The sequence below is a fragment of the Serratia sp. 14-2641 genome, assembly GCF_001692375.1.
GTDB lineage: Bacteria > Pseudomonadota > Gammaproteobacteria > Enterobacterales > Enterobacteriaceae > Chania > Chania fonticola_C.
On sequence record NZ_LXKR01000039.1, the window covers coordinates 167 to 22238 of the forward strand.

Consider the following 22072-nt stretch of genomic DNA (forward strand, 5'->3'; position numbering starts at 1 on the left):
GAGATGTGTATAAGAGACAGATTCAGGACTCCATCGCCAATACCCGCGCTATCGGTGCCGTGTTGGGCGGGCTGCTGGGTGGGCCTTCCGTTGGTTTCCTGGTTGGCCTAACGGGCGGCTTACATCGTTATACACTGGGTGGCATGACGGACGTTGCCTGTGCGATCTCCACGGTGGCCGAAGGGCTGGTTGGCGGCATTGTGCATAGCATTGCCATGCGTCGCGGGCGTATCGATCTGCTGTTCAACCCGCTGTTTGTCGCCGGGATTGCGCTGGTGGCGGAAGTGCTGCAAATGGCGATTATCCTGATCGTTGCGCGTCCGTTCCCCGAAGCGGTGCTGCTGGTGGAGCATATCGTCCTGCCGATGCTGATCGCCAATACCATCGGTGCCGCCATGTTTATGCAGATCCTGCTGGATCGGCGGGCGATGTTTGAGAAATACACCAGTGCCTTCTCCTCCAAGGCGTTGAAGATTGCCGAACGTACCGAGGGTATTCTGCGCCAGGGGTTTGACCAGGAAAACAGCATGAAGGTGGCGCGGGTGGTCTATCAGGAGCTGGGCATAGGCGCCGTGGCGATCACCGATCGTGACAAGCTGCTGGCCTTTATCGGCATTGGTGACGACCACCATCTGCCGGGCACGCCGATCTCCTCGGTCCACTCCCATCGCGCTATCGATAACAACGAGGTGGTGTATGCCGACGGCAACGAGCTTTCTTACTGCTGCTCCATCAACGGCAATTGCAAACTAGGTTCGACATTGGTGATCCCACTGCGTGGTGAAAATCAGCGAGTGATTGGCACCATCAAACTGTATGAACCCAAGACCAAGCTGTTTAGCACCATCAACCGCACGCTGGGGGAAGGGATTGCCAGCCTGCTGTCGGCGCAAATCATGGCCGGGCAATATGAACGCCATAAACAGCTGCTGGCCCAGTCGGAAATCAAACTGCTGCATGCGCAGGTGAACCCGCATTTCCTGTTCAACGCCCTGAATACGCTGGTGGCGGTGATCCGCCGCGATGGCGACCGGGCCTGCGAACTGGTGCAGTATCTGTCGACCTTTTTCCGCAAAAACCTCAAACGTTCCGACGATGAGGTGAGCCTGGCGGACGAGATTGAACATGTTAACGCCTATCTGCAGATCGAAAAGGCCCGCTTTGCCGATCGGCTGGAGATCACCGTTTCGCTGCCGGAAGAGTTGCTGGCAGTGCGTTTACCGGCGTTCTCGCTGCAGCCGATTGTGGAAAATGCGATCAAGCACGGTACTTCGCATCTGTTGGGGATTGGCCGTGTCGATATTGGTGCCCGCCTGGAAGGCGATCACCTGCTGTTGCAGGTAACGGATAACGCCGGGCTGTTCCGTCAACAAACCGGTGGCAGCGGGTTGGGGATGAACCTGGTCGATCGGCGTATCCGCGTGCGCTATGGTGAAGATTACGGTGTACAGGTCACCTGCGAACCTGAAGCCTATACCTGCATCACCCTTAACGTTCCCTTGGCGAGGGCTGCTTGATGTTGAACGTACTGATTGTTGATGACGAGCCCTTTGCCCGCGATAACCTGCGCCACCTGCTGGAAGAGGAAGAGGGCATCACCATTATTGGTGAATGCGCCAATGCCATTGAGGCCATCAGCCAAATCCACCGCTTGCAACCGGACGTGGTGTTCCTGGACATCCAGATGCCGCGTATCAGCGGACTGGAAATGGTTGGCATGCTCGATCCGAACCGTATGCCCTACATCGTGTTTCTGACGGCCTATGACGAATACGCGGTGCAAGCCTTCGAGCAGCATGCGTTTGATTACCTGCTGAAACCGGCGGAGCCGAATCGGCTGAATAAAACCTTGCAGCGCCTGCATCAACGGCGTGCTCCGCAGAATATTGCGGCGTTGGATGAAAGCGCAGGCTACTTGAAATACATTCCCTGCACCGGCCACAGCCGGATTTACCTGCTGCGTTTCGACGAGGTGATTGCCATCCGCTCACGCTCGACCGGGGTGTATGTGGTACGCAATGACGGCATGGAGTGTTTTACCGAGCTGACGCTGCGCACGCTGGAAAGCCGCACGCCATTGGTGCGCTGCCACCGGCAATATCTGGTGAACCTTGAACAGGTCAAAGAGATCCGTTTTGAAGAAAGTGGCACGGCGGAAATGATTATGTCGGTGGGGGAGCCAGTCCCTGTCAGCCGCCGCTATCTCAAATCGCTGAAAGAAGAACTGGGGTTACGGGGATAACGTTAAGCGACTCGGTTTGGCATGAGGGCACCTGAATGGTGCCCTTTTTGTTTGTCCTTGACGGGTTTACCTCTCGCTTATAGCCTTGATGATATCAACGGGCGCATTCGCGCCGTACTGGGTTATAGGAACAGCAAATGAGCGAAGCACGGATTATTGCCAAAGCGATGAAAGACGGGAAACCGGCACAGGATCTGGTCATTTTGCCTGCCCTGGCTAACCGCCACGGGTTGATCACCGGGGCAACCGGTACGGGTAAAACGGTCACCCTGCAAAAGATGGCGGAGCAGTTTTCACGCATTGGCATTCCGGTATTCCTAGCGGACGTTAAAGGCGACCTGTCAGGCATTGCGACCGAAGGTGTTCCCTCCGAGAAGTTGCAGGCGCGGTTAGCCGCGATTGGCGTTACCGACTGGCAACCCCAAGCCTGTTCGATGATCCCTTGGGATATTTTTGGCGAAAAGGGCCATCCCATCCGTGCCACCATTTCCGATCTTGGCCCGCTGCTGCTTGGCCGCCTGCTGGATCTGAATGAGGTGCAGAGCGGAGTATTACAGTTGGTGTTCAAGATCGCCGATGACAACGCCTTACTGCTGCTGGATATGAAAGACCTGCGTGCGATGGTGCAGTACGTTGGGGATAACGCCAAACAGTTTCAAACCCAGTACGGCAACATCTCTTCGGCCTCGATCGGGGCGATACAGCGTGGTTTGCTGACGCTGGAACAGCAGGGTGCCAATCAGTTCTTTGGCGAGCCGATGTTGGATATCAACGATCTGATGAGAACCGACGCCAACGGGCACGGCATCATCAACCTGCTGGCGGCGGATAAGCTGATTAACCAGCCGAAGCTGTATGCGGTGTTTTTGTTGTGGCTACTGGCTGAGCTGTTTGAGCATTTGCCGGAAGTGGGCGATCCGGAACAGCCAAAGCTGGTGTTTTTCTTCGACGAAGCCCACCTGCTGTTTAACGATGCGCCACCGGCATTGCTGACCAAAATTGAACAGGTGGTGCGCCTGATCCGTTCCAAAGGTGTGGGCATCTACTTTGTCACCCAGAATCCGTTGGATATCCCGGATAGTGTTCTGGGCCAGTTGGGTAACCGTGTCCAGCATGCGCTGCGGGCCTTTACGCCACGCGATCAGAAAGCGGTGAAGGCCGCGGCACAAACCATGCGTGCCAATCCAGACTTTGATGCGGAAACGGCAATCACCGAGTTAGGCGTGGGCGAGGCATTAGTCTCCTTCCTGGATGAGAAAGGGCGGCCGAACGTGGTGGAGCGTGCGATGGTGATCGCACCTGAATCAAAAATGGGCATGTTGGGAGCCGAAGGGATGAACAGCGCCATCAATAAATCCCCGCTCTATGGCCGTTATGAAGATATGGTGGATCGTGAATCTGCCTATGAAAAACTGGCCGCAGGCGGTTTTGCCACTGTGGGTACGCCACAGCCTGGGCAACCGGCTCAGAAACCGGCCGCAGGGCAGGAAAGCGGCGGTGGCTTGATGGGCGGCTTGAACGAGATCCTGTTTGGTTCCACGGGTCCACGCGGCGGTAAACACGACGGCATCGTACAGACCGCCGCCAAGAGTATGGCGCGCGATCTGGGCCGCCAGATCCTGCGCGGCGTTTTAGGCTCGATCATGGGTGGCCGCAAGAAGTAGGTCCGTGAGCTTTAACGTTGGGGCGCTGCATGCAGCGTCCGTTTAGCTTTGCCAGCGCTTTCAAGCCTGGCAGACTACACCAGCCGTACGCAGCTTGGCAGCCAGAGTAGATTTCGCAGACAGTGTCTGCGAAATGGCTTGCCTCACAAATTTATCTGATAGCATCTGAGCAATTTCCAGACCAAGGCCCTAAAACTGCCAAGATGCTGGGTGTGAAACTGGATGATTGAGCAAGCCATTAAATCAACACCTTAAGCCCATGTTTCAGGACCACGGTAAGTAACTTCAACGACAGGCCACTGGGGCGTTTTGCGCCGCTTTCCCATTTTTGGACTGTAGAAACGCTGGTGTTCAGATAACGGGCAAAGACTGGCTGGCTGACATTGAGATTTTCTCGTAATGCTTTTATTTCAAGTGGTTGAAGATCTTTGACGTTGCTGATGCAGGCTTGATCGAAGCTACGCATTGTCTCCTGCGGGATGGCATCGACGCTGAATAACCCAGAAGCTGCACTATGGATGGCTTCAAACGCAGGACTTTTGAATTTACTTTTTGCGGTCATGACAAATCTCCACCAGCTCTTTATTTGTAATCAATGCCATAATCTTTTCATCTGTAAGTACCGCATAGTACTTTGCTAACTCTCGAAATCCAGCAAGTTCACGTTTATCGATGTTGGCCATATCCTGTTTAGCATACAGGAACGTGTAAAACCAATGCACTCCGCCTTTGGCTAATATTATGGCGCGATCACGATTCTCCCTTAGGCGCTTCTTGTATACTCCGCCTCCGAGGTCATCGGCCTTCCCTTCTATCACTGCGTCAATAGCCCGACATAATTCCCTATCTTTGATGCCATGAGATTCGGCCGTTTTGGCAAACCATTTGGTTTTAAATACGCGCATTAGGTTGACATCCTGTTACCTTAACTATAGCACTTAGTGCTATATTACTCTCTTTTTTGGCTGATTCAACGTTTTCAAATCAGCAAAACTGGCCGTCTTTATGGAGGACTGTTCGAACGTGGCTATAGGTGTAACGGCGAAGGTTAGATAAACTCGGCTATCTAGCTATTTGATACGGGCGACCGTAACGAGCCTTAATCACGAAGTTAATTTAAACATGCTGCTGCTGATCGATAACTACGACTCTTTTACCTACAACCTCTATCAGTACTTTTGCGAACTGGGTGCAGAAGTGCTGGTGAAGCGTAACGATGAACTGCAACTGGCCGATATCGAGCGGCTGGCACCGCAGCATCTGGTGATCTCCCCTGGCCCCTGTACGCCAAACGAGGCGGGCATCTCGCTGGCTGCCATTCGTCATTTTGCCGGTAAGTTGCCGATCCTTGGGGTCTGCCTCGGGCATCAGGCATTGGGCCAGGCGTTTGGTGCCGACGTGGTTAGCGCCCGGGAGGTGATGCACGGCAAAACTTCTGCCATCCGCCATAATAATCTCGGCGTGTTCAAGGGATTGAATAATCCGCTGACCGTCACCCGCTATCATTCGCTGATCCTGGACGCTGCCACGTTGCCGGATTGCTTTGAGGTGACCGCCTGGAGCGAACGTGACGGCGAACGTGATGAGATCATGGGGATCCGCCATCGGACGCTGGCGCTGGAAGGTGTGCAGTTCCACCCGGAGAGCATTCTCAGCGAACAGGGGCACCAACTGCTGGATAATTTCCTTGGAAGTTAGCCGTTAGTGACTTTTTAAGCTTGCCCTTGTTTGGTTTTTTATGCATATTTTGTGATTATATTTTCACTTAATAGTTAGCCGCCTGGAGCCAGTAATGACCGAAAAAACCGCAGTCACCCGCAGCACCTTTGATCAGGTTATCCTGCCTGTTTATGCACCCGCCCAGTTTGTGCCGGTGAAGGGCAAGGGGAGCCGCGTATGGGATCAGCAGGGGAAAGAGTATATCGACTTCTCTGGTGGTATCGCGGTGACTGCGTTGGGGCACTGCCATCCGGCACTGGTTGAGGCTTTAAAGCAGCAGGGTGAAACCTTGTGGCATACCAGCAACGTGTTCACCAATGAGCCTGCGTTGCGTCTGGCCAGTAAATTGATCGCTGCCACCTTCGCCGACCGGGTGTTTTTCGCCAACTCGGGTGCAGAGGCTAACGAAGCGGCTTTCAAGCTCGCTCGCCATTACGCCATCACTCGTCATAGCCCGTATAAGACCAAGATCATCGCGTTTAATAACGCTTTCCATGGCCGTACGCTGTTCACCGTTTCCGTGGGTGGGCAGCCAAAATATTCCGACGGCTTTGGGCCGAAACCGGCCGATATCGTGCATGTGCCCTTCAACGATCTGGCCGCGGTGAAAGCGGTGATGGACGATCACACCTGTGCGGTAGTGATGGAGCCTATTCAGGGGGAAGGGGGCATTACCGCCGCCGATCCTGTCTTCCTCAAGGGCGTGCGTGAACTCTGCGATCAACATCAGGCGCTGCTGGTATTTGATGAAGTGCAAAGCGGTATGGGCCGTAGCGGCAAGCTGTTTACCTATATGCATTACGGCATTACGCCAGACATCCTCACCACCGCCAAAGCGCTGGGCGGCGGTTTCCCGGTGAGTGCGATGCTGACTACCGAAGATATCGCCTCGGTGATGCAGGTTGGCACTCATGGTACTACCTACGGCGGCAACCCACTGGCCTGTGCAGTGGCAGAGGCAGCGTTGGACGTTATCAACACGCCAGAGGTGCTAAGCGGGATTGAGCAGCGTCACGGGCTGTTTGTTCAGGCTTTGCAGGAGATCGGTAAAAAATACGATGTGTTCAGCGACATTCGTGGCATGGGGCTGTTGATTGGTGCAGAACTGAAGGCGGGCTATCACGGCAAAGCGCGCGATTTTCTCACTGCCGCCGCTGCACGTGGCTTGATGATCCTCAACGCTGGGCCAAACGTGATCCGTTTTGCGCCTTCGTTGGTGGTTGAACTGAAGGATATCGAGGAAGGCATGGCGCTGTTCGAATTGGCCGTACAGGATGTGATTAAGGCTTAAGTCATTCACCGGGGCCGAATTTCAGCATCGGCTCCGGCAACCTCAGCTTTCCCGCAGTTTGCGCTTCAGCCAGATCCCATGATGTGGGCGCTGGCGCCACGCCAGTGACGAAATGGTATGCATCACGGTCAGGTGAGAAAGGATCCGCCGCAGGTGGCGTTCCATCTCGGTGATCGGCATATCAGGGTGCAGGTCCGGCGGCTTCATGATGCTGTTGCTGGTACTTGGGCCGTCATATTCCAACCGTTGCTGGCAGCTCTGCAAGGCTATCTCACAGGTTTGCAGATACTCCTGAGCCAGCTTGGGCGTCAGCATATAGTGCTCGCGTGCCAGAATGGTCATCGCATTCAGGTGTTCAACGATAAACTGGTTATGGGTGATCCACAGCCGCATATCTGCCAGATAATTCGATTCAAACCCCGGCTCCTGCATCGCCTGATTGAGTGAGGTAAACAGGGCGTTATGCGCCTGGTTGACCTGCATACGCGTGTAGGCCAGTTCACTGGGGTCCGGTTCCTGCTCTTCCAGCAATAATCGCAGTGCCGTCTGATCGTGCTCTAGCGCCTGATGGGCGTTTTTACGCAGCAGGCCACTCTGCCACTGCGGCCATAGCCAGATCGTGCCGCCAAACACCAGTACGCAGCCAATAAGGGTATCGATCAGGCGGGGAACCAGGAAATGGGTGCCATTCAGCGCCAGGAGCTGCAAGGTGTAGACGGCGGTCACGGTAAAGCCCATCACCGCCAGCCCGTAGTTTTTCCGCAGGATCAGATAGGCCGCCAGGGTGATCGCCAACATGATGCTCAACGTCACGTTCTCCGGCATCTGCAGTTGCAACAGTCCGGCGGCAATCACCAACCCGGCCAACGTGCCGAGGGCACGGTGCTGGATCCTCACCCGCGTGGCGTTATAGCCGTTTTGACTGACCAGCATGATGGTCAGCAAGATCCAATAGGGTTTTGGCAGGTTGAACAGCATGCCCAGGCTGCTGCCTGCCGCCAGAATGACCCCCAGCCTGGCTGCGTTGCGCAGGGCGTTGGATTTAAACGACAGATAGCTCACCACCGCGGGCCAGAACGGCAGACGTGACTGATTGGCCATCAGATTGCGACGGTAAAGCGGGTGCTGGGTGCGCAGCAGGCGTGCGATGCGGCTGAAGTGGTAATAGCAGAACTGACCAACCGGGTTATCGGCGTGCTGTGAGGCCACTTTTTCCAGCGCCGCCAGCTCATTCTTCATACTGAAACGCGCAGAGTGCCGATGATAGAGAATATCGTCGGCCACCACCCGCAGGCGCGTGGCGATCACCTGGGCGTTGCGGCGGATAATCGCTTCGGCCTGGCTTTGCTCTACCAGCTTTTGCACTTCTTCCGGCAGATGCAGGCTGACGGTAATGTGCTCTTGCAAATCGAGCGCCACCTGAAACGTACGTTGCAGGCGCTTTTGCTCCAGGTTATTGGCATGGGGCAGGAAATTAAGCTGTTGGTATAGCAGACTGATCAGATCCATCACTTTCTGTTGGCGTTGCAACAGCGGCGGCAGGGCAGTTTCTGGATCGGTATGTTGCGTCAATAATGAGTATTTGGCTTCAAAATAGTCGGCCAACTGCATATACAGCTGGCTTAAGGATTCGCGCATCGGCTGCTCTTTCCACAGCTTGAACCAGGCCCAGGTAAACAACCCGTACCAGGCGGTGCCGACGATATACAGTAAAGGGGCATGCCAGATTGGCACGGTGCCTACCATGCTGAGGGAAAAGATGGCGGCAACCAGTGCGGCTGGTAGCAGGCGGGCATGCAGCGGACTGATCTCACCGCTGACGCCGAGCAACAGCGCCATTCCCAGCATCAGTAAGGGCAGGGGAAGGTCCCACAGCAGGGCTTGTTGCAGCAGAAAGCTACTGAGTGCGAATAGGGATCCACCCACGACCAGGCGTTTGAAAAAGCGTTTGTGTGGCGTATCCAGCCCGGCAATGTTGCAGCAGGCGGGCACCAACGAGAACAGCATGCCGAGTTGCAGGTTGCCAATCAGCAAACCAAACGCCACCGGCAGGCACAACACCAGCGTTTGCCGCAGTGCGTAGTTGACTTCCGGGTGGTAGATCAGGCGGCGCCACATGGTTGGCTATTCAGTAGGTAAAGAAACGGCGCATTGCTGCACCGTTTCCCTGGGGATTAACGCGTACCGTACACGACAATGGTTTTGCCGTGCGCGGAGATCAGGTTTTGATCTTCGAGCATTTTCAAAATACGACCGACGGTTTCACGTGAGCAACCGACGATTTGGCCAATTTCCTGGCGGGTGATTTTGATCTGCATGCCGTCTGGGTGAGTCATGGCATCAGGTTGTTTTGCCAGGTTCAGCAAGGTCTGAGCAATGCGGCCGGTAACGTCAAGGAAGGCGAGGTTACCCACTTTCTCTGAGGTGACTTGCAGGCGGTTAGCCATCTGTGCGGACAGGCGCATCAGGATATCCGGGTTAACCTGGATCAACTGGCGGAATTTCTTGTAGGAAATTTCAGCCACTTCACAGGCGGTTTTGGCCCGTACCCAGGCGCTACGCTCCTGGCCTTCTTCAAATAATCCTAGCTCGCCGATGAAATCCCCCTGGTTAAGGTAGGACAGGATCATCTCTTTGCCTTCTTCATCTTTAATCAGCACCGCGACGGAGCCTTTGACGATGTAGTAAAGCGTTTCGGCCTTTTCACCTTGGTGAATCAGCGTACTCTTCGATGGATATTTGTGGATATGGCAATGAGACAGGAACCATTCGAGAGTCGGGTCTGTTTGCGGTTTGCCGAGAACCATTCGCTGTTATCCTCTGTTGTTATCGCTGCCTTGTATCACAGGGGTCAGAGTTCCCTGTAAAACGTGCTTATAGCCCGGTGTTTTAATTGTGGCTATCAACAGGTTTTGAGGCGTGTTATAGAAATACGCTTGTGCTCTAGCATATTAACTTGCAGGGAGAGCTGCAAGCTACATTCTGTTAACAAACCAATATAGGGGCCTTTCCTTGGACGTATCCCTGAAATCGGTGACCTGGAAAGAGTTATTGCGGCTCTGTTTGTAGCACAGAGTGAGGCGGGTGTCTTGTGTTGTCTCGCTTCAGCATGATTAGCATCAGGTTACGTTGCCAGAATGTATGCGAAAGCGTACCCTGTTTTTAAGAAATTAACCGGAGTGTGTAACATGCAGGCAAGAGTTAAGTGGGTAGAAGGGCTGACATTCCTGGGTGAGTCTGCGTCCGGCCACCAGGTGTTGATGGATGGCAACGCGGGCGATAAAGCGCCAAGCCCGATGGAAATGGTGTTGATGTCCGTCGGCGGCTGTAGCGCCATCGATGTGGTGTCGATCCTGCAAAAAGGGCGTAACGATGTGCGTGACTGCGAGGTAAAACTGACCTCCGAGCGTCGTGAAGAAGCACCGCGTCTGTTTACCCATATCAATCTGCATTTTATCGTCACCGGCAAAGGGCTGACCGACAAGATTGTGGAGAGCGCGGTGGATCTTTCCGCCGAGAAATACTGCTCCGTCTCCTTGATGTTGGGTAAAGCCGCCAGCATCACCCACAGCTTCGAAATCCGCGAAGTGGCCTGATCCTACCAAGGGTAGCGCAGGCAGTGGGCACGCAATAAATCAAGAAATCGCCGTGCCGTCACGGTTAGCGGCGATTTCTGTGAATACAGCACGCAATATTGCGCCTGCGGCAGCGTGTCGATAGGCAATGCCACCAGCCGATGCTGCAAATGGAACGGTGCACTCATCGCCCGCGCCACGATAGTCAAATAATCCGCCTCTAACACCATGTTCAAGCCACAGGTCACAGAGTCCGAGCGAATGGGCGAACGGGTCAATTGCTGATAGAAGGTGCCTAACATCGCGCGCAACTGCTGGTAATACCCCATATCGGTTTCCGGTAATAACCACTTGGCCTCACGCAGTTCGTCCAGCGAGGTTGCCTGCGCCAGTGGGTGCCCCTGGCGTGCGATAATGCAAAAAGAGGCGTTGAACAGCGGTTCACGCACCAGATCCTCCAACGGCAGTTCCGGGCTGACGGTACCCACGGCAAAATCCAGGCGGCCTTCGCGCAATGCTGGCAGCAGCGTAGACAGCTGTGCTTCGCGGATCAGCAGATTGGCCTGCGGAAACGGCTGTTTGAAGGCTTCGACCAGATCCGGTAATACCGTCAGGGCGAGTAGCGAAGAGCAGCCAATAGCGACGTTACCTTGCGAATGCTGATTCAACTGCTGGATCTCGTCGGCGGCGCGCTGCAATTCCTCCAGGATCAATTGCATTCGCAGGGCGAAGGCGCGGCCGGTTTCGGTCAGCGTCATTCCTTGGCTGCTGCGATTGATCAACTGGGTTTCCAGGATCTGTTCCAGTTCACGGATGGTACGGCTCACGGCAGGCTGAGACTGCTCCAGCGCGCGCGCCGCCCCGCGAATACTGCCGCTGCGGATCACCTGCTGGAAGACTTTCAACTGTTGTAACTTCGGTAAATAGCGCATTCCCCACCCTATCAATAAAAAGCATCACCCCTTACAAAATTGTATCTTATGCCGCTCGGCAAAAGGCGATAATTTCAGCATGTTATTGTAAGTGACTGTTATTAAAACTATAAAGTGACCTTGATCACATTATTAAACTACGCCTGCCCTGCGGGTGGGCTGCCTGGGTGATAACTTAAAGGGATATCGGCGATGAAAAATCGTTCGCTAATGATTTTTTTGCTGTTTGTGGGCTATGTCGTGGTGTACATCGATAAAACCGTGATGGGTTTTGCGCTGTTACCTATCGAACACGAATTCAATCTACAGCCGGAACAGCTGGGCTACATTACCGGGATGTTTTTCCTGGCGTATTCCCTGTTTCAGATACCGGCGGGCTGGCTCAATGACCGCTTTGGCTTTAAGAAAGTGCTGTGCAGTTCGTTACTGCTGCTGGGGGGATTTGCCCTGTGCTTCGGCATTCTGGGGTTCGGCCTGGGCCTACTGGTGACGTTCCGCTTCCTGTCCGGTATTGGCCACTCCGGCTATCCGTGTTCCTGCGCCAAGGCGGTAGTGGCGAATTTCCCACTGGAACAGCGCACCTTCGCGCAGTCCATTCTGCTGTCCTCCGCCGGGTTGGCGATGACCGTCGGGCCGCTGGTCGCGGTCTATTGCCTGGATCACATCGGCTGGCGTGGGTCGTTCTCTGCGCTTGGCCTGTTGGCATTCGTGATTGCCGCCTGCATCTTGTGGCTGGTTCCCAATCCGCCACAGGCGGCACCCGCCAAAGCTGGGGCCGCCGCAGCCAACTATAAGGCCCTGCTGAAAAACCCAATCGTGGTGCTGCTGTTTGTGGCGATCTTCTGTATCAACATCCCATCGTACGGCCTGATGGCCTGGCTGCCGAAATTCCTGGTACAGCAGCGGGGAATGCCAATTGACGTTTCCAGCATGGTGGTAGCCGCCGGTGGTCTGGGGATCTGGATCTCCTCACTCGGTACCGGCTGGCTGGTCGGGCGCTACCTGCAAGGGCGTGAGCCGTGGGTGATCTTCTTCAGTTCTCTGCTCAGCGCCTTGTGCATCTGGCTGGTGTTTACCAGCGCATCAGCTCTGACGGCCAGCCTGTTCTTGTTCCTGGGTTATATCTTCCTGATGGCCTCGTTCGTTACCGTGTTTACCCTGCCGATGAAGCGCTTGCCTACGGAAGTGATGGGTGCAGCAATGGGGCTGATTAACACCGGCGGCACCTTGGGTGGCTTTGTGGCCCCTATCGCCATCGGCTATCTGATCACCATCAGCCACAACTACATGACGACGTTTATCTTTTTGGCACTGGCTATGGTGGTTTCCGGGCTGGTGATCCTGCCATTGGCGGGCAAAGCACGCCAACCAGCACTGAATTAAGGAGTATGAACATGAACATTGAACAGCTGATTGCTGGCGTGGAACAACAGGTATTGCAGTGGCGCCGCCACCTGCATGCCAATCCGGAGTTGTCATTCCAAGAAGCGCAGACGGCAGATTACATTGCCGGGCAGTTGGCCAGCCTTGGCCCGTTGAAGATCTCACGTCCTACACCAAATAGCGTAGTGGCCGAATTGCAGGGCACAGCGCCGGGGCCGTGCTATGCATTGCGCGCCGATATCGATGCTTTGCCTATCCAGGAGGAAAGCGACGAACCTTTCTGCTCTACCCGGCCAGGGGTGATGCATGCCTGCGGCCATGATGCCCACAGCGCGATGTTGCTGGGGGCGGCCAGCGTGCTTTGCCAGTTGCAGGCGCAGTTGCAAGGTTCAGTGCGCTTTATCTTCCAGCATGCCGAAGAAGTGCCACCGGGCGGGGCCCAACAGCTAGTGGATTTAGGGGTTCTGGATGGCGTGAAGATGATCTTCGGCCTGCATGTCATGCCCAACTTCCCGACCGGTGAGGTAGGGATGAAGCAGGGCGTATTCAGTGGCTCCAGCGATAACTTCGATATTGTGCTGCAGGGGAAGGGGGGGCATGGCTCGATGCCGCATCTGTGTATCGATCCGGTGCCGATTGGTGCGGAGATCGTTAGCGCTTTGCAGCAGATCGTGGCACGTAAGCTGGATCCGTTAAATGCACCGGTGTTGACGGTGGCGACCTTCCAGGCGGGTGACAGCTATAACGTCATCCCAGACAGCGCGCGGCTAGCGGGAACGCTACGCACTCATAACCAGGAAGTACGTGAGCGAGTGCCGCTGTTGGTAGAGCAAACCGTCGCTGGGATCAGCCAGGCGCACGGTGCCAGCTACAAGGTTGACTGGACGCGTGGCTATACCATCGGCAATAACCACCCTGATGCCTGCGCGATTGCGCGTGAGGTGGTGGCCGAAGCCGTGGGGCCAAAGGCGCTGCGGGAATTGACCTCCGCGATGTTTGGCAGCGAGGATTTCTCCTCCTATCAGGAGAAAGTGCCGGGGTGCTTCCTGTTTATCGGCAGCGGTAACGAGGCGATCGGTGCCACCTACGGCGTGCATAATCCCCGTTTTAAACTGGACGAGGCGGCGATGCAGATTGGGGTGAAACTGCACGTCGGTTTTATCCGCCATCTGTTGATGCGTTAACAACGGTGGGCGCGGTACTAAGAAATTTTCCGCGCCTATAGCTTCACCGATACGCAGTGTCAGATGTACAAATCTGTTGCTTAGCCTATCTCTAGATGTAATTCGCTTATGGGCATCCCCTGCCGTTCTGATCTTCGACGACAAAACTCAGATCGGCAGGTTGCCCAGGCTCGATTCTCGCAAGAGGCGGCCTTCAGGGACGCAAGAAACCATAAATTCTGTGCCTCTCCCCACACTTCTTCGCGTTCTCTCTCTGATGCCTGTTTAGCCAGCTGAGAAAACACCGCTTGTTCCCCCCTAATGAACATAATCATTACAGGGAACGCACATGCATGGCGTAATTGGTGTAACTTTCAGGGATGTTATTGAGCCTCCCTTTTCCCTGCAGAGATACGCTGACCCACGGCTGATTGGTATTTCCGCCATTATTTCTCATCATCGTGTGTTCTCCATCTTCACTGTCATAGACTTTTAAAAATAAGGTGATAATAGAAAGGCCTGCATATTACGCACACCTAACTTCTTTAATCCCTGGAGTTTGTAATGGCTGACTGTCTTGACGTTTACTCCCAAAGATTTACCTACTTGCACCGGTCTATTTCCTGATATAAGGGCGCTGAGGACCGCGTATTCTCTAGAACTTAACCCCTGCCACTCAAAGGGCAAAGAGGGTTGTTCTTTCCCGGTTAGAATGGCCTCGAGCTGCAAGCGCAATGCCGACACCGAGTAAGAGAGGTCTAAGCCACCTACCACTTTGAACGGACTGATTAAATACCGTATGTAGGACATGTCAGCTGTCTCCAATGTGAGCAATACCAAACACTGTGGGTGATGTTGGTATATCCGTTTCATGAACTGCTCTACTTCTCTCATACGGCCCGGAGGAAAAAGTTGTGGTGATAACAACAACAGATCTACAGAGACAAGTTCTTTCTCAAGATCACAAATATCTTCAGCATCAATCACATCATAGGCCGGCGACAGCAGCGCCTTCAGCCCCTGGCGCGTAAAAGGACATTGATGCACCAGGACTACTGTCTGCCTCGGTGTTGTTTCTTGAGTCAATGAAGTCATCTTTATTACGCCCTCCAGCGAAGCGTATTAGTACCCGGGCGAGTCTCACGGGAAAAATTCCTGAGATTCTTTTGAGGTGAAGGTAAAAAAGAGTCTTGTTTCAGCAAAATTGAGGCCAATATTGACAATGGGGTTGCACTGCTAAGGATCGCGTCGGCCTGTTGGCAGACACACGGCAGGGTCGACAACTGATAAGCGGTTTCCGTATCGAATAGGATAAGTGTTCGCCATTCAGGTGAGCAGGTGGCATAGAAGCTGTCGAGAGTACGACATGCGGAATTCGTTACACCCTTTGTGACATGAAGCACAACCGTATCCGGTTTTAGCCAGCCCGCCTGAAAAAGGGGGGATTGTGGATAAATCATAGGTATCAACAATGGTGTAAGGCGGTAATGTACCCCCTCACGCTCGAGCATAGCTTCCACCGCTGCCGCCATGTAGGCGTAAGGGGATATAATTACGATATTTTTATTACCCATAGTTACTTTCCTATATTTATCAGTATCTCCACCACGGCGACTTGCCAGTGACATGTTAAAAAAAAGCCCTCACCAAAGGTTGTAAAAGGGCCAGTACGCAATAGCGCTATGAGCGAAGTAGTTAAATTAACGTTGTCTTGATTCAGTATTGAATTAATGTCTGTTTGCATTATCAACAGCCACTACGGGAAGAGATACATTTACTCTATTAATAAAAAAACAAAACTCACCTAAAGACATTTCTTTGTCTGTGGTTTTTATTAATTAATTAAAAAACAATAAGATAGTGGCTTTCTTAAGCTAATCTTAACCCCTTTGAAGAGAGATGTATAAACGAACCGATGCGGGAGTTAAGGAACAACCTCCATGAAAGAGCACTGAATTTCGAGTCATTTATCTTGGCTATTATGAAACAGCTAGTCGCTTTGAATGTAAAACAAGGCGGTGTAGGTTATTCGGGAGGAATTAGTCGTAGGAAATAAGCTGATTATCCAGCTCATCGCAATATCAAAAAAAGAGGGTGCCTGTTTCTGATGACGAGTTGATTGTCTTTCTAAAAAGGATAAGGCCCACGGATGGGCCCGAATAGCTATGTGCCGGTATTAACGCAGACGACGGGTATGATGACTTTACTCGATTTTCTTGCCTTCCATCAGCCGCTGCACCAGCGGTGCCATGATCAGTTCCATTGCCAGCCCCATCTTGCCGCCAGGCACCACCAGCGTATTAATATGCGAGATAAACGATCCTTGCAGCATTGCCAGCAGGTAAGGGAAGTCGATCTGATCCAGGCCACGGAAGTGGATCACTACCAAGCTTTCGTCCAAAGAGGGGATCGCCTTGGCGGCAAACGGGTTGGAGGTATCCACCGTCGGGACGCGCTGGAAGTTGATATGGGTACGCGAAAACTGTGGCGTGATGTAGCTAATGTAATCCTCCATCGAACGGACCACCGAGTCCATCACCGCTTCACGTGAATGGCCACGCTCGCCGGTATCGCGGATCAGCTTCTGGATCCACTCCAGGTTGACGATCGGCACCACGCCGACCAGCAGATCGACATGTTTGGCTACGTCGATCTGATCGGCCACTACGCCGCCGTGCAGCCCTTCGTAGAACAGGACATCCGTCGGGGCGGGCAGTGGCTCCCAAGGCGTGAAGGTGCCCGGTACCTGATTGTAAGGCACTGCCTCGTCGTAGGTATGCAGATATTTACGTGAGCGGCCGGTGCCGTTCTTGCCGTATTCGATAAAGCTCTGCTCCAGCAGGCCAAAGTCGTTGGCTTCCGGGCCGAAGTAGCTGATATGGCGACCCATATCGCGGGCTTTACGGATTGCCGCATCCATTTCCGGCCGGGTGTAGCGGTGGAAGCTGTCGCCTTCCAGCTGGGCGGCGCGCAGGTTTAGCTGCTGAAAAATCTTGCGGAACGCCAAGCTGGTGGTGGTGGTGCCGGCTCCGCTGGAACCGGTCACCGCGATAACGGGATGTTTGGCAGACATGATCGAGGGTCACTCCGTATTAAATGCGCAGGCTCAGAATAAGATTTTTAGTATGGCTGATGCCCTTTCGCCCAAGGCGAAATTGTGCGCGTTGGTTTGCAATACTGCATTGTTACCTGATTTTTTCCCTCAGTCATAGCATGCAATAAGACTAAATTTCCTCCTGCCCGGCGCGGATCTGCCCGCGAGGCATGATGTTGACGGTTTCATGTAGCTCTGACCACACCAGTACTACTTCGCCGCTTTTCAACTGGCGGCGCACGTCGTCGACCTTCTGTTCCAGCGAACGTTCGTGCTCGCCGTAGTCGGTTCCTTCGCGTAATACAAAGGATTCGATCAGGCTGTTGAGGGTCTCTTGTTCAATGTCTTGCCAGGGAATAATCACTTGGTGGGTTCCAAAAAAGGAGAAAGCCAGGCTGGGATACGTTGCTCCAGCCACATTTGCGGTTTTTTCAAGGTGCCGCCGACAAAGCCGACGTGACCACCGCACTCCGTCAGCTGATATTCGATATTAGGCGGCAGGCTGGCGAGGTCGGGGATCACCGCATCGGTCATAAACGGATCGTCTTTAGCGTGAATGATCAGCAGCGGCGTGGTGATCTGCGGCAACAGCGGCAGGGCGCTGCAGCGGCGATAGTAATCGACCGCGTCGCTGAAGCCGTGAATGCGCGAGGTGATCACATCATCAAACTCGCGAATGCGCCGCAGCTTGTTCAGTTGCGACAAATCCAACGGTAAGGTGCCTGGATAGTGCAGCAGCTTGCGGGTGGCATTTTGCTTGAGTTGGCCCAGCAGGTAGCGCTGATAAACGCGTGAGAATCCCTGTTCCATGCGGATTGAGCAAGGTTCCAGCATCAGCGGGGCGGAAACAACCACAGCCGCCTGTAGCAGGCTGTCATTGCCCTGTTGGGCCAGATAATAGGCCAGCATATTGCCGCCGAGAGAAATCCCGACCGCCGCCGTTGGCACTTCGCCAAAGCTGTCACGCAGCCAGCGCAGGAAGAAGCGGGCATCTTCCGTTTCGCCGGAATGGTAGATACGTTGCTTACGGTTGGGCACACCGCTGCAACCACGGAAATGCATCACCACGCCCAACCAGCCTTGCTCGCGCCAGGCATTGAGCAGCCCATGTGCGTAAGGGCTGTAAAAATTACCCTCTAACCCATGGAACAGCACCACGCGAGGTTTATCGCGCGCCAGTTGCGGATCTTCACTCCAGGCCAGATCGACGAAATCGCCGTCCGGCAACTCCAGCCGCTGCCAATGAGGTTGCAGCAGTACGCGGCGGCGCACCAGCCGTGGCAGCAGGGTTTGCAGGTGTGGATTACTGGCCCCGGTCAGGGGGCGAAAGGATTCATACATAATGAATAAAATTCTTGTTGGCGGCTATTGTGTGATCCGAACCGCACTGTTAGCTTCAAACACATGTATTAGCAATCATACTGCAAAAAAGTCATTTGGGTGAGGAGCACCCGCTTCATGGAACTGAGTTTATTTCTTTCGATGCTAGGCTTCCTGTGGGTGGCCGCGATCACCCCTGGCCCCAACAATATGTTGCTCACCACCTCAGGTGCCAATTTCGGCTTTATGCGTTCATTATGGCTGATGATCGGCATCATGCTGGGCATGCAAAGTATCCTGGTGTTGGTGGCATTTGGCGTTGGTGGGTTGATCCTGATTTATCCTTCCTTGCACCTGATCTTGAAAATCCTCGGCAGCCTTTATCTGTTGTGGCTGGCGTGGAAAGTGGCGACGGCGGCCTATGAAAAGCTGGAAACCGACGCGCCGCCACCAAAGCCGGTGCGTCTGTACCAAGGCTGGCTGTTGCAATTCCTTAACCCCAAGGCCTGGCTGATGGCGCTAGGGGCGGTGGCGAGCTTCAGCCTGGCGGGGGATAAATACAACCACTCCATTCTGGCTATCGCCTTCGGTATCTTTGCCGTCAATATCGTGGCTGGGATTATCTGGTTAGGTTTTGGTACGGTGATTGGCCGCCTGCTGCGCAGCAAGAAGGCCTGGATTATCTTTAACGTGTCGATGGGGCTGCTAACCGCCGCCTGTGTATTACTGATTTGGCATTGAGGGAACGCTGGTGAACGAAAACTATTTCCATGTGGATGCCTTTATCGGCGAGGGACTGCGGGGCAACCCGGCCGGTGTCTGCCTGCTGCAACAACCGCTGGAGGCGGCGCAGATGCAGGCCATCGCCAACGAGCTTAACCTGCCGGAAACCAGCTTTGTCTGGCAGGATGGTGACATGTACGCGATCCGCTGGTTCACGCCAACGCGGGAAGTGGATCTCTGCGGACATGCCACTTTGGCTACGGCGCACGTGCTGTTAAACGTGGTCAACCCGGGGTTGAGCGATATCCGTTTCCGTTCCGCCAGCGGTGAGCTGTATGTCAAACGCGATGCGGCCGACGGTGAACGGCTAATCCTGGATTTCCCTTCTCGCCCACCACAGAAAATTGCTGAACCGCCACGGTTGGCCGCTTTGCTCGGTGTGCAACCGCAGGAAGTGTGGCGAGCCCAGTCGCTGATGGCGGTATTGGCCGATGAGGCGCAGGTCAGGGCGGTACAGCCTGCGATCGCCGAGCTGATTGACCACCTTGGTTGTGGCGTGATCGTCACTGCTCCGGGCGATGAAGTAGATTTTGTCTCGCGCTATTTCTCGCTGGATCGCAGTGAGGATCCGGTCACCGGCTCCGCCCATTGCATACTGATGCCTTACTGGACGGCGCGTCTTGGCCGCCACGTATTGCATGCCAAGCAGCTATCATCACGCGGTGGTGAACTGTTTTGCGAACTGCAAGGGGAGCGTACCTTGCTGGGTGGCCACGCACGTATTTTCTTGCGCGGCACGATTTCAGGTTGAACTCCGTTCCAGCAGTTGCCAATCCAGCACGTCGTGGCAAGGAGGCAACTGCTGGCCCTGAATTTTCTCCAGCAGCAACTGCACGCTGCGCACGCCGAACTGATGCATGGGCTGTACGATGGTGGTCAGCGGTGGAGTGGTGATGCTGCCAAACGGCACACCGTCAAATCCCATTACCGCGATATCTTCTGGAATGCGTAAGCCCTGCTGGTGCAAGGCACTCATCGCGCCTCCGGCAATTACATCCGAAATGGCAAATACCGCATCTGGCCGTGGCCCGTCTGCCAGCAAATCACTCATCGCATTGGCTCCAGCGGCGTAATCCAGCCCTTCGACGTATTCCACCCGGCAATAGTCCAGCCCCAGCTCTGCCAACGCCTGCCGGTAGCCCTGTTCCCGCTGTTGTGAATACAGATAACGCATATCACCATTGAGCAACGCGATCCGTTGGCGGCCCTTGGCGGCCAAGTGCTGCACACCGGCCATGGCGGCCTGGTGATTATCGATGGTGACGGAGGAGGCGCGGAATTGGGTATCCCCTTCGCCGCATTGCACCCAGGGGAAATCACCGATCATGGCGGTCAGCCCCGGCAAACAGCTGATGGCATCCATGGTGATCACCCCGTCAACCACCTTGCCACTCAGCAGGCTGAGGTAGGCGGATTCACGGGTGGGATTGGATTCCGAGTTGCACAGCAGAATATGGTAACCGTGGCGTTCGGCCTCTTCTTCGATACCGCGCACCACCAGTGAGCAAAAGGGGTTGGTGATATTGGACACCAGTACCAACAGCATCCCGCTGCGGGCAGTGCGCAGTTGGCGTGCCAGTAGATTGGGTTGATAGTCACACGCGCGGATCGCCGCCAGGACCTTATCGCGAGTAGCCGGTTTGACGATCTGTTGGCCGTTCAACACCCGTGAGACGGTGGCCGCTGAGACGCCAGCGATTTTCGCCACCTTTGCTATCGACATGGTTTGCTTTTCCTTCTGCCCGTTTGCCTCGCACAGTATGCGGCAAAAAGTACGATCACTACGAAGGGTTTGTGACAGCGATTACAAATTCATCCTCTACCTGCTTTTAATCATATCAATCCGGTTGCCGAAAAAAAGAAATCGATTACATTTTATTTATCGCAAAATGAAATCGATTACATTTCTAATTTAGACCGAATTCCCCCCAATGGTGACGCAATAGGAGGTGGCAGATGGAGATACAGCTTCAGCTAGCGCAGGCGCAAGATCGCAGCGAGATTGCCGCTCTGATCCATTGCTCAACCAATGCCTGATATCAGCGCCACGGGCTGGGCGACATCTTCTCTGCCGGGCCGGAAAGTTGCGGCCTGTTTGTTGATGTCTACCAGCAGTTGGATCAGGGCTACCACTGGATTGCGCGCGATCAACAAGGGGCGATCTGTGGCTCCTGCTTTTTCCACCCGCGTGAAACTCATTTGGGATTGGGCATCATGAATGTTCATCCCGATTATTTTGGCCGCAGGATTGCCAGCCGTTTGTTGGCCAAGGCCGACGAACTGGCGGGTGGCTTACCGGTCCGTTTGCTATCCAGCGCGTTGAACCTGGATTCCTATTCGCTCTACCAGCGCGGGGGATTTACCCCGTATGCCCTCTATCAGGATATGACGATCCCGGTGCCGAGCCAGGGATTTGCTTATCCGCGCCTGACTCGCGGCCAGGTGCGGGCAGCCCGGCTCGACGATCTGCCCGCCATCCTGGAGCTGGAGCGCGAAATACTGGGCATCGAACGCCAGCGCGATATCGATTATTTCCTCAATGATACCCGTGGACTGTGGCGGGTTGCCGTCTGGGAACTGGACGATCGCATCGGTGGCTATTTGGCCTCGGTGGCGCATCCGGCCTCCCGCATGTTGGGGCCGGGGTGCTGCCATAGCGAAGAGATCGCCCTTGAGTTACTCGGTTGGATGCTGGATAGCCATCATCGCGGTACGACACCGGTGGTATTGGTACCCGCAGAGCGCTCCGCGCTGAGCCAGGTTTTGCTGCGCTGGGGCGGACGAATTTGTGAATTACATATCGCGCAGGTGAAAGGCCAGGCGCAACAACCCGGCGGCGTGGTGATGCCGTCCTTTTTGCCGGAAAGCGGTTAGCACCGGCGTCGTTGCCGTATTAACCAACCAAC

At 54.5% G+C, this 22072-nt stretch carries 24 protein-coding genes; 11 read left to right on the top strand and 13 right to left on the bottom strand.

What is annotated here, in order from left to right; all coding sequences use genetic code 11:
- The 3 genes from A6U95_RS14430 to A6U95_RS14440 form a co-directional block, all read left to right on the top strand.
- The coding region (locus A6U95_RS14430; protein WP_065684974.1) for a sensor histidine kinase at positions 1–1517 on the top strand (1517 nt) is incomplete at its 5' end.
- Positions 1517–2242: a two-component system response regulator BtsR gene (btsR, locus tag A6U95_RS14435; RefSeq protein WP_021181680.1), complete on the top strand. Its 726-nt coding sequence runs from the start codon at positions 1517–1519 to the stop codon at positions 2240–2242. The genes A6U95_RS14430 and btsR, both read left to right, overlap by 1 nt.
- Positions 2243–2379: 137 nt before the next feature.
- Positions 2380–3906: a helicase HerA-like C-terminal domain-containing protein gene (locus A6U95_RS14440; protein ID WP_065684947.1), complete on the top strand. Its 1527-nt coding sequence runs from the start codon at positions 2380–2382 to the stop codon at positions 3904–3906.
- A 238-nt stretch (positions 3907–4144) separates the two neighbouring features.
- Here A6U95_RS14440 and A6U95_RS14445 read toward each other — a convergent pair whose 3' ends face one another.
- Positions 4145–4468 (bottom strand): DNA-binding transcriptional regulator, encoded by a 324-nt coding sequence (locus A6U95_RS14445; protein ID WP_065684948.1) that lies wholly within the window; start codon positions 4466–4468, stop codon positions 4145–4147.
- Positions 4452–4811 carry a type II toxin-antitoxin system RelE/ParE family toxin gene (locus tag A6U95_RS14450; RefSeq protein ID WP_037376694.1) on the bottom strand — a complete coding sequence of 120 codons (360 nt, stop codon included), beginning with the start codon at positions 4809–4811 and terminating at the stop codon, positions 4452–4454. Before A6U95_RS14450 ends, A6U95_RS14445 begins: the two co-directional genes overlap by 17 nt.
- 217 nt (positions 4812–5028) lie before the next feature.
- On the opposite strand from A6U95_RS14450, the gene A6U95_RS14455 reads away from it, so the two are divergent.
- Together A6U95_RS14455 and A6U95_RS14460 are read left to right on the top strand one after the other, a co-directional pair.
- The gene (locus A6U95_RS14455; protein ID WP_065684949.1) at positions 5029–5604 is read left to right on the top strand and encodes an aminodeoxychorismate synthase component II; all 576 of its coding nucleotides are present in this window, start codon (positions 5029–5031) and stop codon (positions 5602–5604) included.
- A 94-nt stretch (positions 5605–5698) separates the two neighbouring features.
- On the top strand, positions 5699–6916 hold the full coding sequence (locus A6U95_RS14460) for an aspartate aminotransferase family protein (RefSeq protein WP_065684950.1): 1218 nt from the start codon (positions 5699–5701) through the stop codon (positions 6914–6916).
- Positions 6917–6958: 42 nt separating this feature from the next.
- On the opposite strand, the gene A6U95_RS14465 is transcribed toward A6U95_RS14460, so the two are convergent.
- A complete protein-coding gene (locus tag A6U95_RS14465; protein ID WP_065684951.1) occupies positions 6959–9034 on the bottom strand; it encodes a YccS/YhfK family putative transporter in 2076 nt (691 codons plus the stop codon).
- A 56-nt stretch (positions 9035–9090) separates the two neighbouring features.
- Entirely contained in the window at positions 9091–9723 is a 633-nt protein-coding gene (gene crp / locus A6U95_RS14470; protein WP_005969523.1) for a cAMP-activated global transcriptional regulator CRP, read from the bottom strand.
- A gap of 381 nt (positions 9724–10104) precedes the next feature.
- Between crp and A6U95_RS14475 the strand changes: the two genes are divergently transcribed.
- The gene (locus A6U95_RS14475) at positions 10105–10512 is read left to right on the top strand and encodes an OsmC family protein (protein ID WP_065684952.1); all 408 of its coding nucleotides are present in this window, start codon (positions 10105–10107) and stop codon (positions 10510–10512) included.
- A gap of 2 nt (positions 10513–10514) precedes the next feature.
- Here A6U95_RS14475 and A6U95_RS14480 read toward each other — a convergent pair whose 3' ends face one another.
- Complete coding sequence (locus A6U95_RS14480) at positions 10515–11423, bottom strand: LysR substrate-binding domain-containing protein (RefSeq protein ID WP_065684953.1); 909 nt, start codon at positions 11421–11423, stop codon at positions 10515–10517.
- A gap of 192 nt (positions 11424–11615) precedes the next feature.
- Between A6U95_RS14480 and A6U95_RS14485 the strand changes: the two genes are divergently transcribed.
- Complete coding sequence (locus A6U95_RS14485) at positions 11616–12806, top strand: MFS transporter (RefSeq protein WP_065684954.1); 1191 nt, start codon at positions 11616–11618, stop codon at positions 12804–12806.
- Positions 12807–12811: 5 nt separating this feature from the next.
- Complete coding sequence (locus A6U95_RS14490; protein ID WP_065684955.1) at positions 12812–13990, top strand: amidohydrolase; 1179 nt, start codon at positions 12812–12814, stop codon at positions 13988–13990.
- Positions 13991–14303: 313 nt separating this feature from the next.
- Here A6U95_RS14490 and A6U95_RS31705 read toward each other — a convergent pair whose 3' ends face one another.
- The 6 genes from A6U95_RS31705 to A6U95_RS14515 all read right to left on the bottom strand — a co-directional run bounded on the left by A6U95_RS31705 (position 14304) and on the right by A6U95_RS14515 (position 18404).
- A complete protein-coding gene (locus A6U95_RS31705) occupies positions 14304–14429 on the bottom strand; it encodes a hypothetical protein (RefSeq protein WP_255518683.1) in 126 nt (41 codons plus the stop codon).
- 32 nt (positions 14430–14461) lie between these two features.
- Positions 14462–15064, bottom strand: a complete 603-nt coding sequence (locus tag A6U95_RS14495) for a LuxR C-terminal-related transcriptional regulator (RefSeq protein ID WP_065684956.1) — start codon at positions 15062–15064, stop codon at positions 14462–14464.
- A gap of 5 nt (positions 15065–15069) precedes the next feature.
- Positions 15070–15543, bottom strand: coding sequence for a hypothetical protein (locus tag A6U95_RS14500; RefSeq protein WP_065684957.1), 474 nt, complete (start codon positions 15541–15543; stop codon positions 15070–15072).
- A gap of 629 nt (positions 15544–16172) precedes the next feature.
- Complete coding sequence (locus A6U95_RS14505) at positions 16173–17042, bottom strand: phosphoribulokinase (protein WP_021808045.1); 870 nt, start codon at positions 17040–17042, stop codon at positions 16173–16175.
- 151 nt (positions 17043–17193) lie between these two features.
- Entirely contained in the window at positions 17194–17427 is a 234-nt protein-coding gene (locus tag A6U95_RS14510; protein ID WP_024530813.1) for a YheU family protein, read from the bottom strand.
- On the bottom strand, positions 17424–18404 hold the full coding sequence (locus A6U95_RS14515; protein WP_065684958.1) for a hydrolase: 981 nt from the start codon (positions 18402–18404) through the stop codon (positions 17424–17426). Before A6U95_RS14515 ends, A6U95_RS14510 begins: the two co-directional genes overlap by 4 nt.
- 117 nt (positions 18405–18521) lie before the next feature.
- Between A6U95_RS14515 and A6U95_RS14520 the strand changes: the two genes are divergently transcribed.
- Entirely contained in the window at positions 18522–19124 is a 603-nt protein-coding gene (locus A6U95_RS14520; protein WP_021808042.1) for a LysE family translocator, read from the top strand.
- A 10-nt stretch (positions 19125–19134) separates the two neighbouring features.
- Complete coding sequence (locus tag A6U95_RS14525; RefSeq protein ID WP_065684959.1) at positions 19135–19917, top strand: PhzF family phenazine biosynthesis protein; 783 nt, start codon at positions 19135–19137, stop codon at positions 19915–19917.
- On the opposite strand, the gene A6U95_RS14530 is transcribed toward A6U95_RS14525, so the two are convergent.
- The gene (locus tag A6U95_RS14530) at positions 19909–20889 is read right to left on the bottom strand and encodes a LacI family DNA-binding transcriptional regulator (RefSeq protein WP_065684960.1); all 981 of its coding nucleotides are present in this window, start codon (positions 20887–20889) and stop codon (positions 19909–19911) included. The two genes, A6U95_RS14525 and A6U95_RS14530, sit on opposite strands and share 9 nt — an antisense overlap.
- A gap of 299 nt (positions 20890–21188) precedes the next feature.
- Positions 21189–21350, bottom strand: a complete 162-nt coding sequence (locus A6U95_RS31480; RefSeq protein WP_241810661.1) for a hypothetical protein — start codon at positions 21348–21350, stop codon at positions 21189–21191.
- Between A6U95_RS31480 and A6U95_RS14535 the strand changes: the two genes are divergently transcribed.
- Complete coding sequence (locus A6U95_RS14535) at positions 21282–22040, top strand: GNAT family N-acetyltransferase (protein WP_241810660.1); 759 nt, start codon at positions 21282–21284, stop codon at positions 22038–22040. The genes A6U95_RS31480 and A6U95_RS14535 overlap by 69 nt on opposite strands.
- Positions 22041–22072 lie beyond the last annotated feature (32 nt).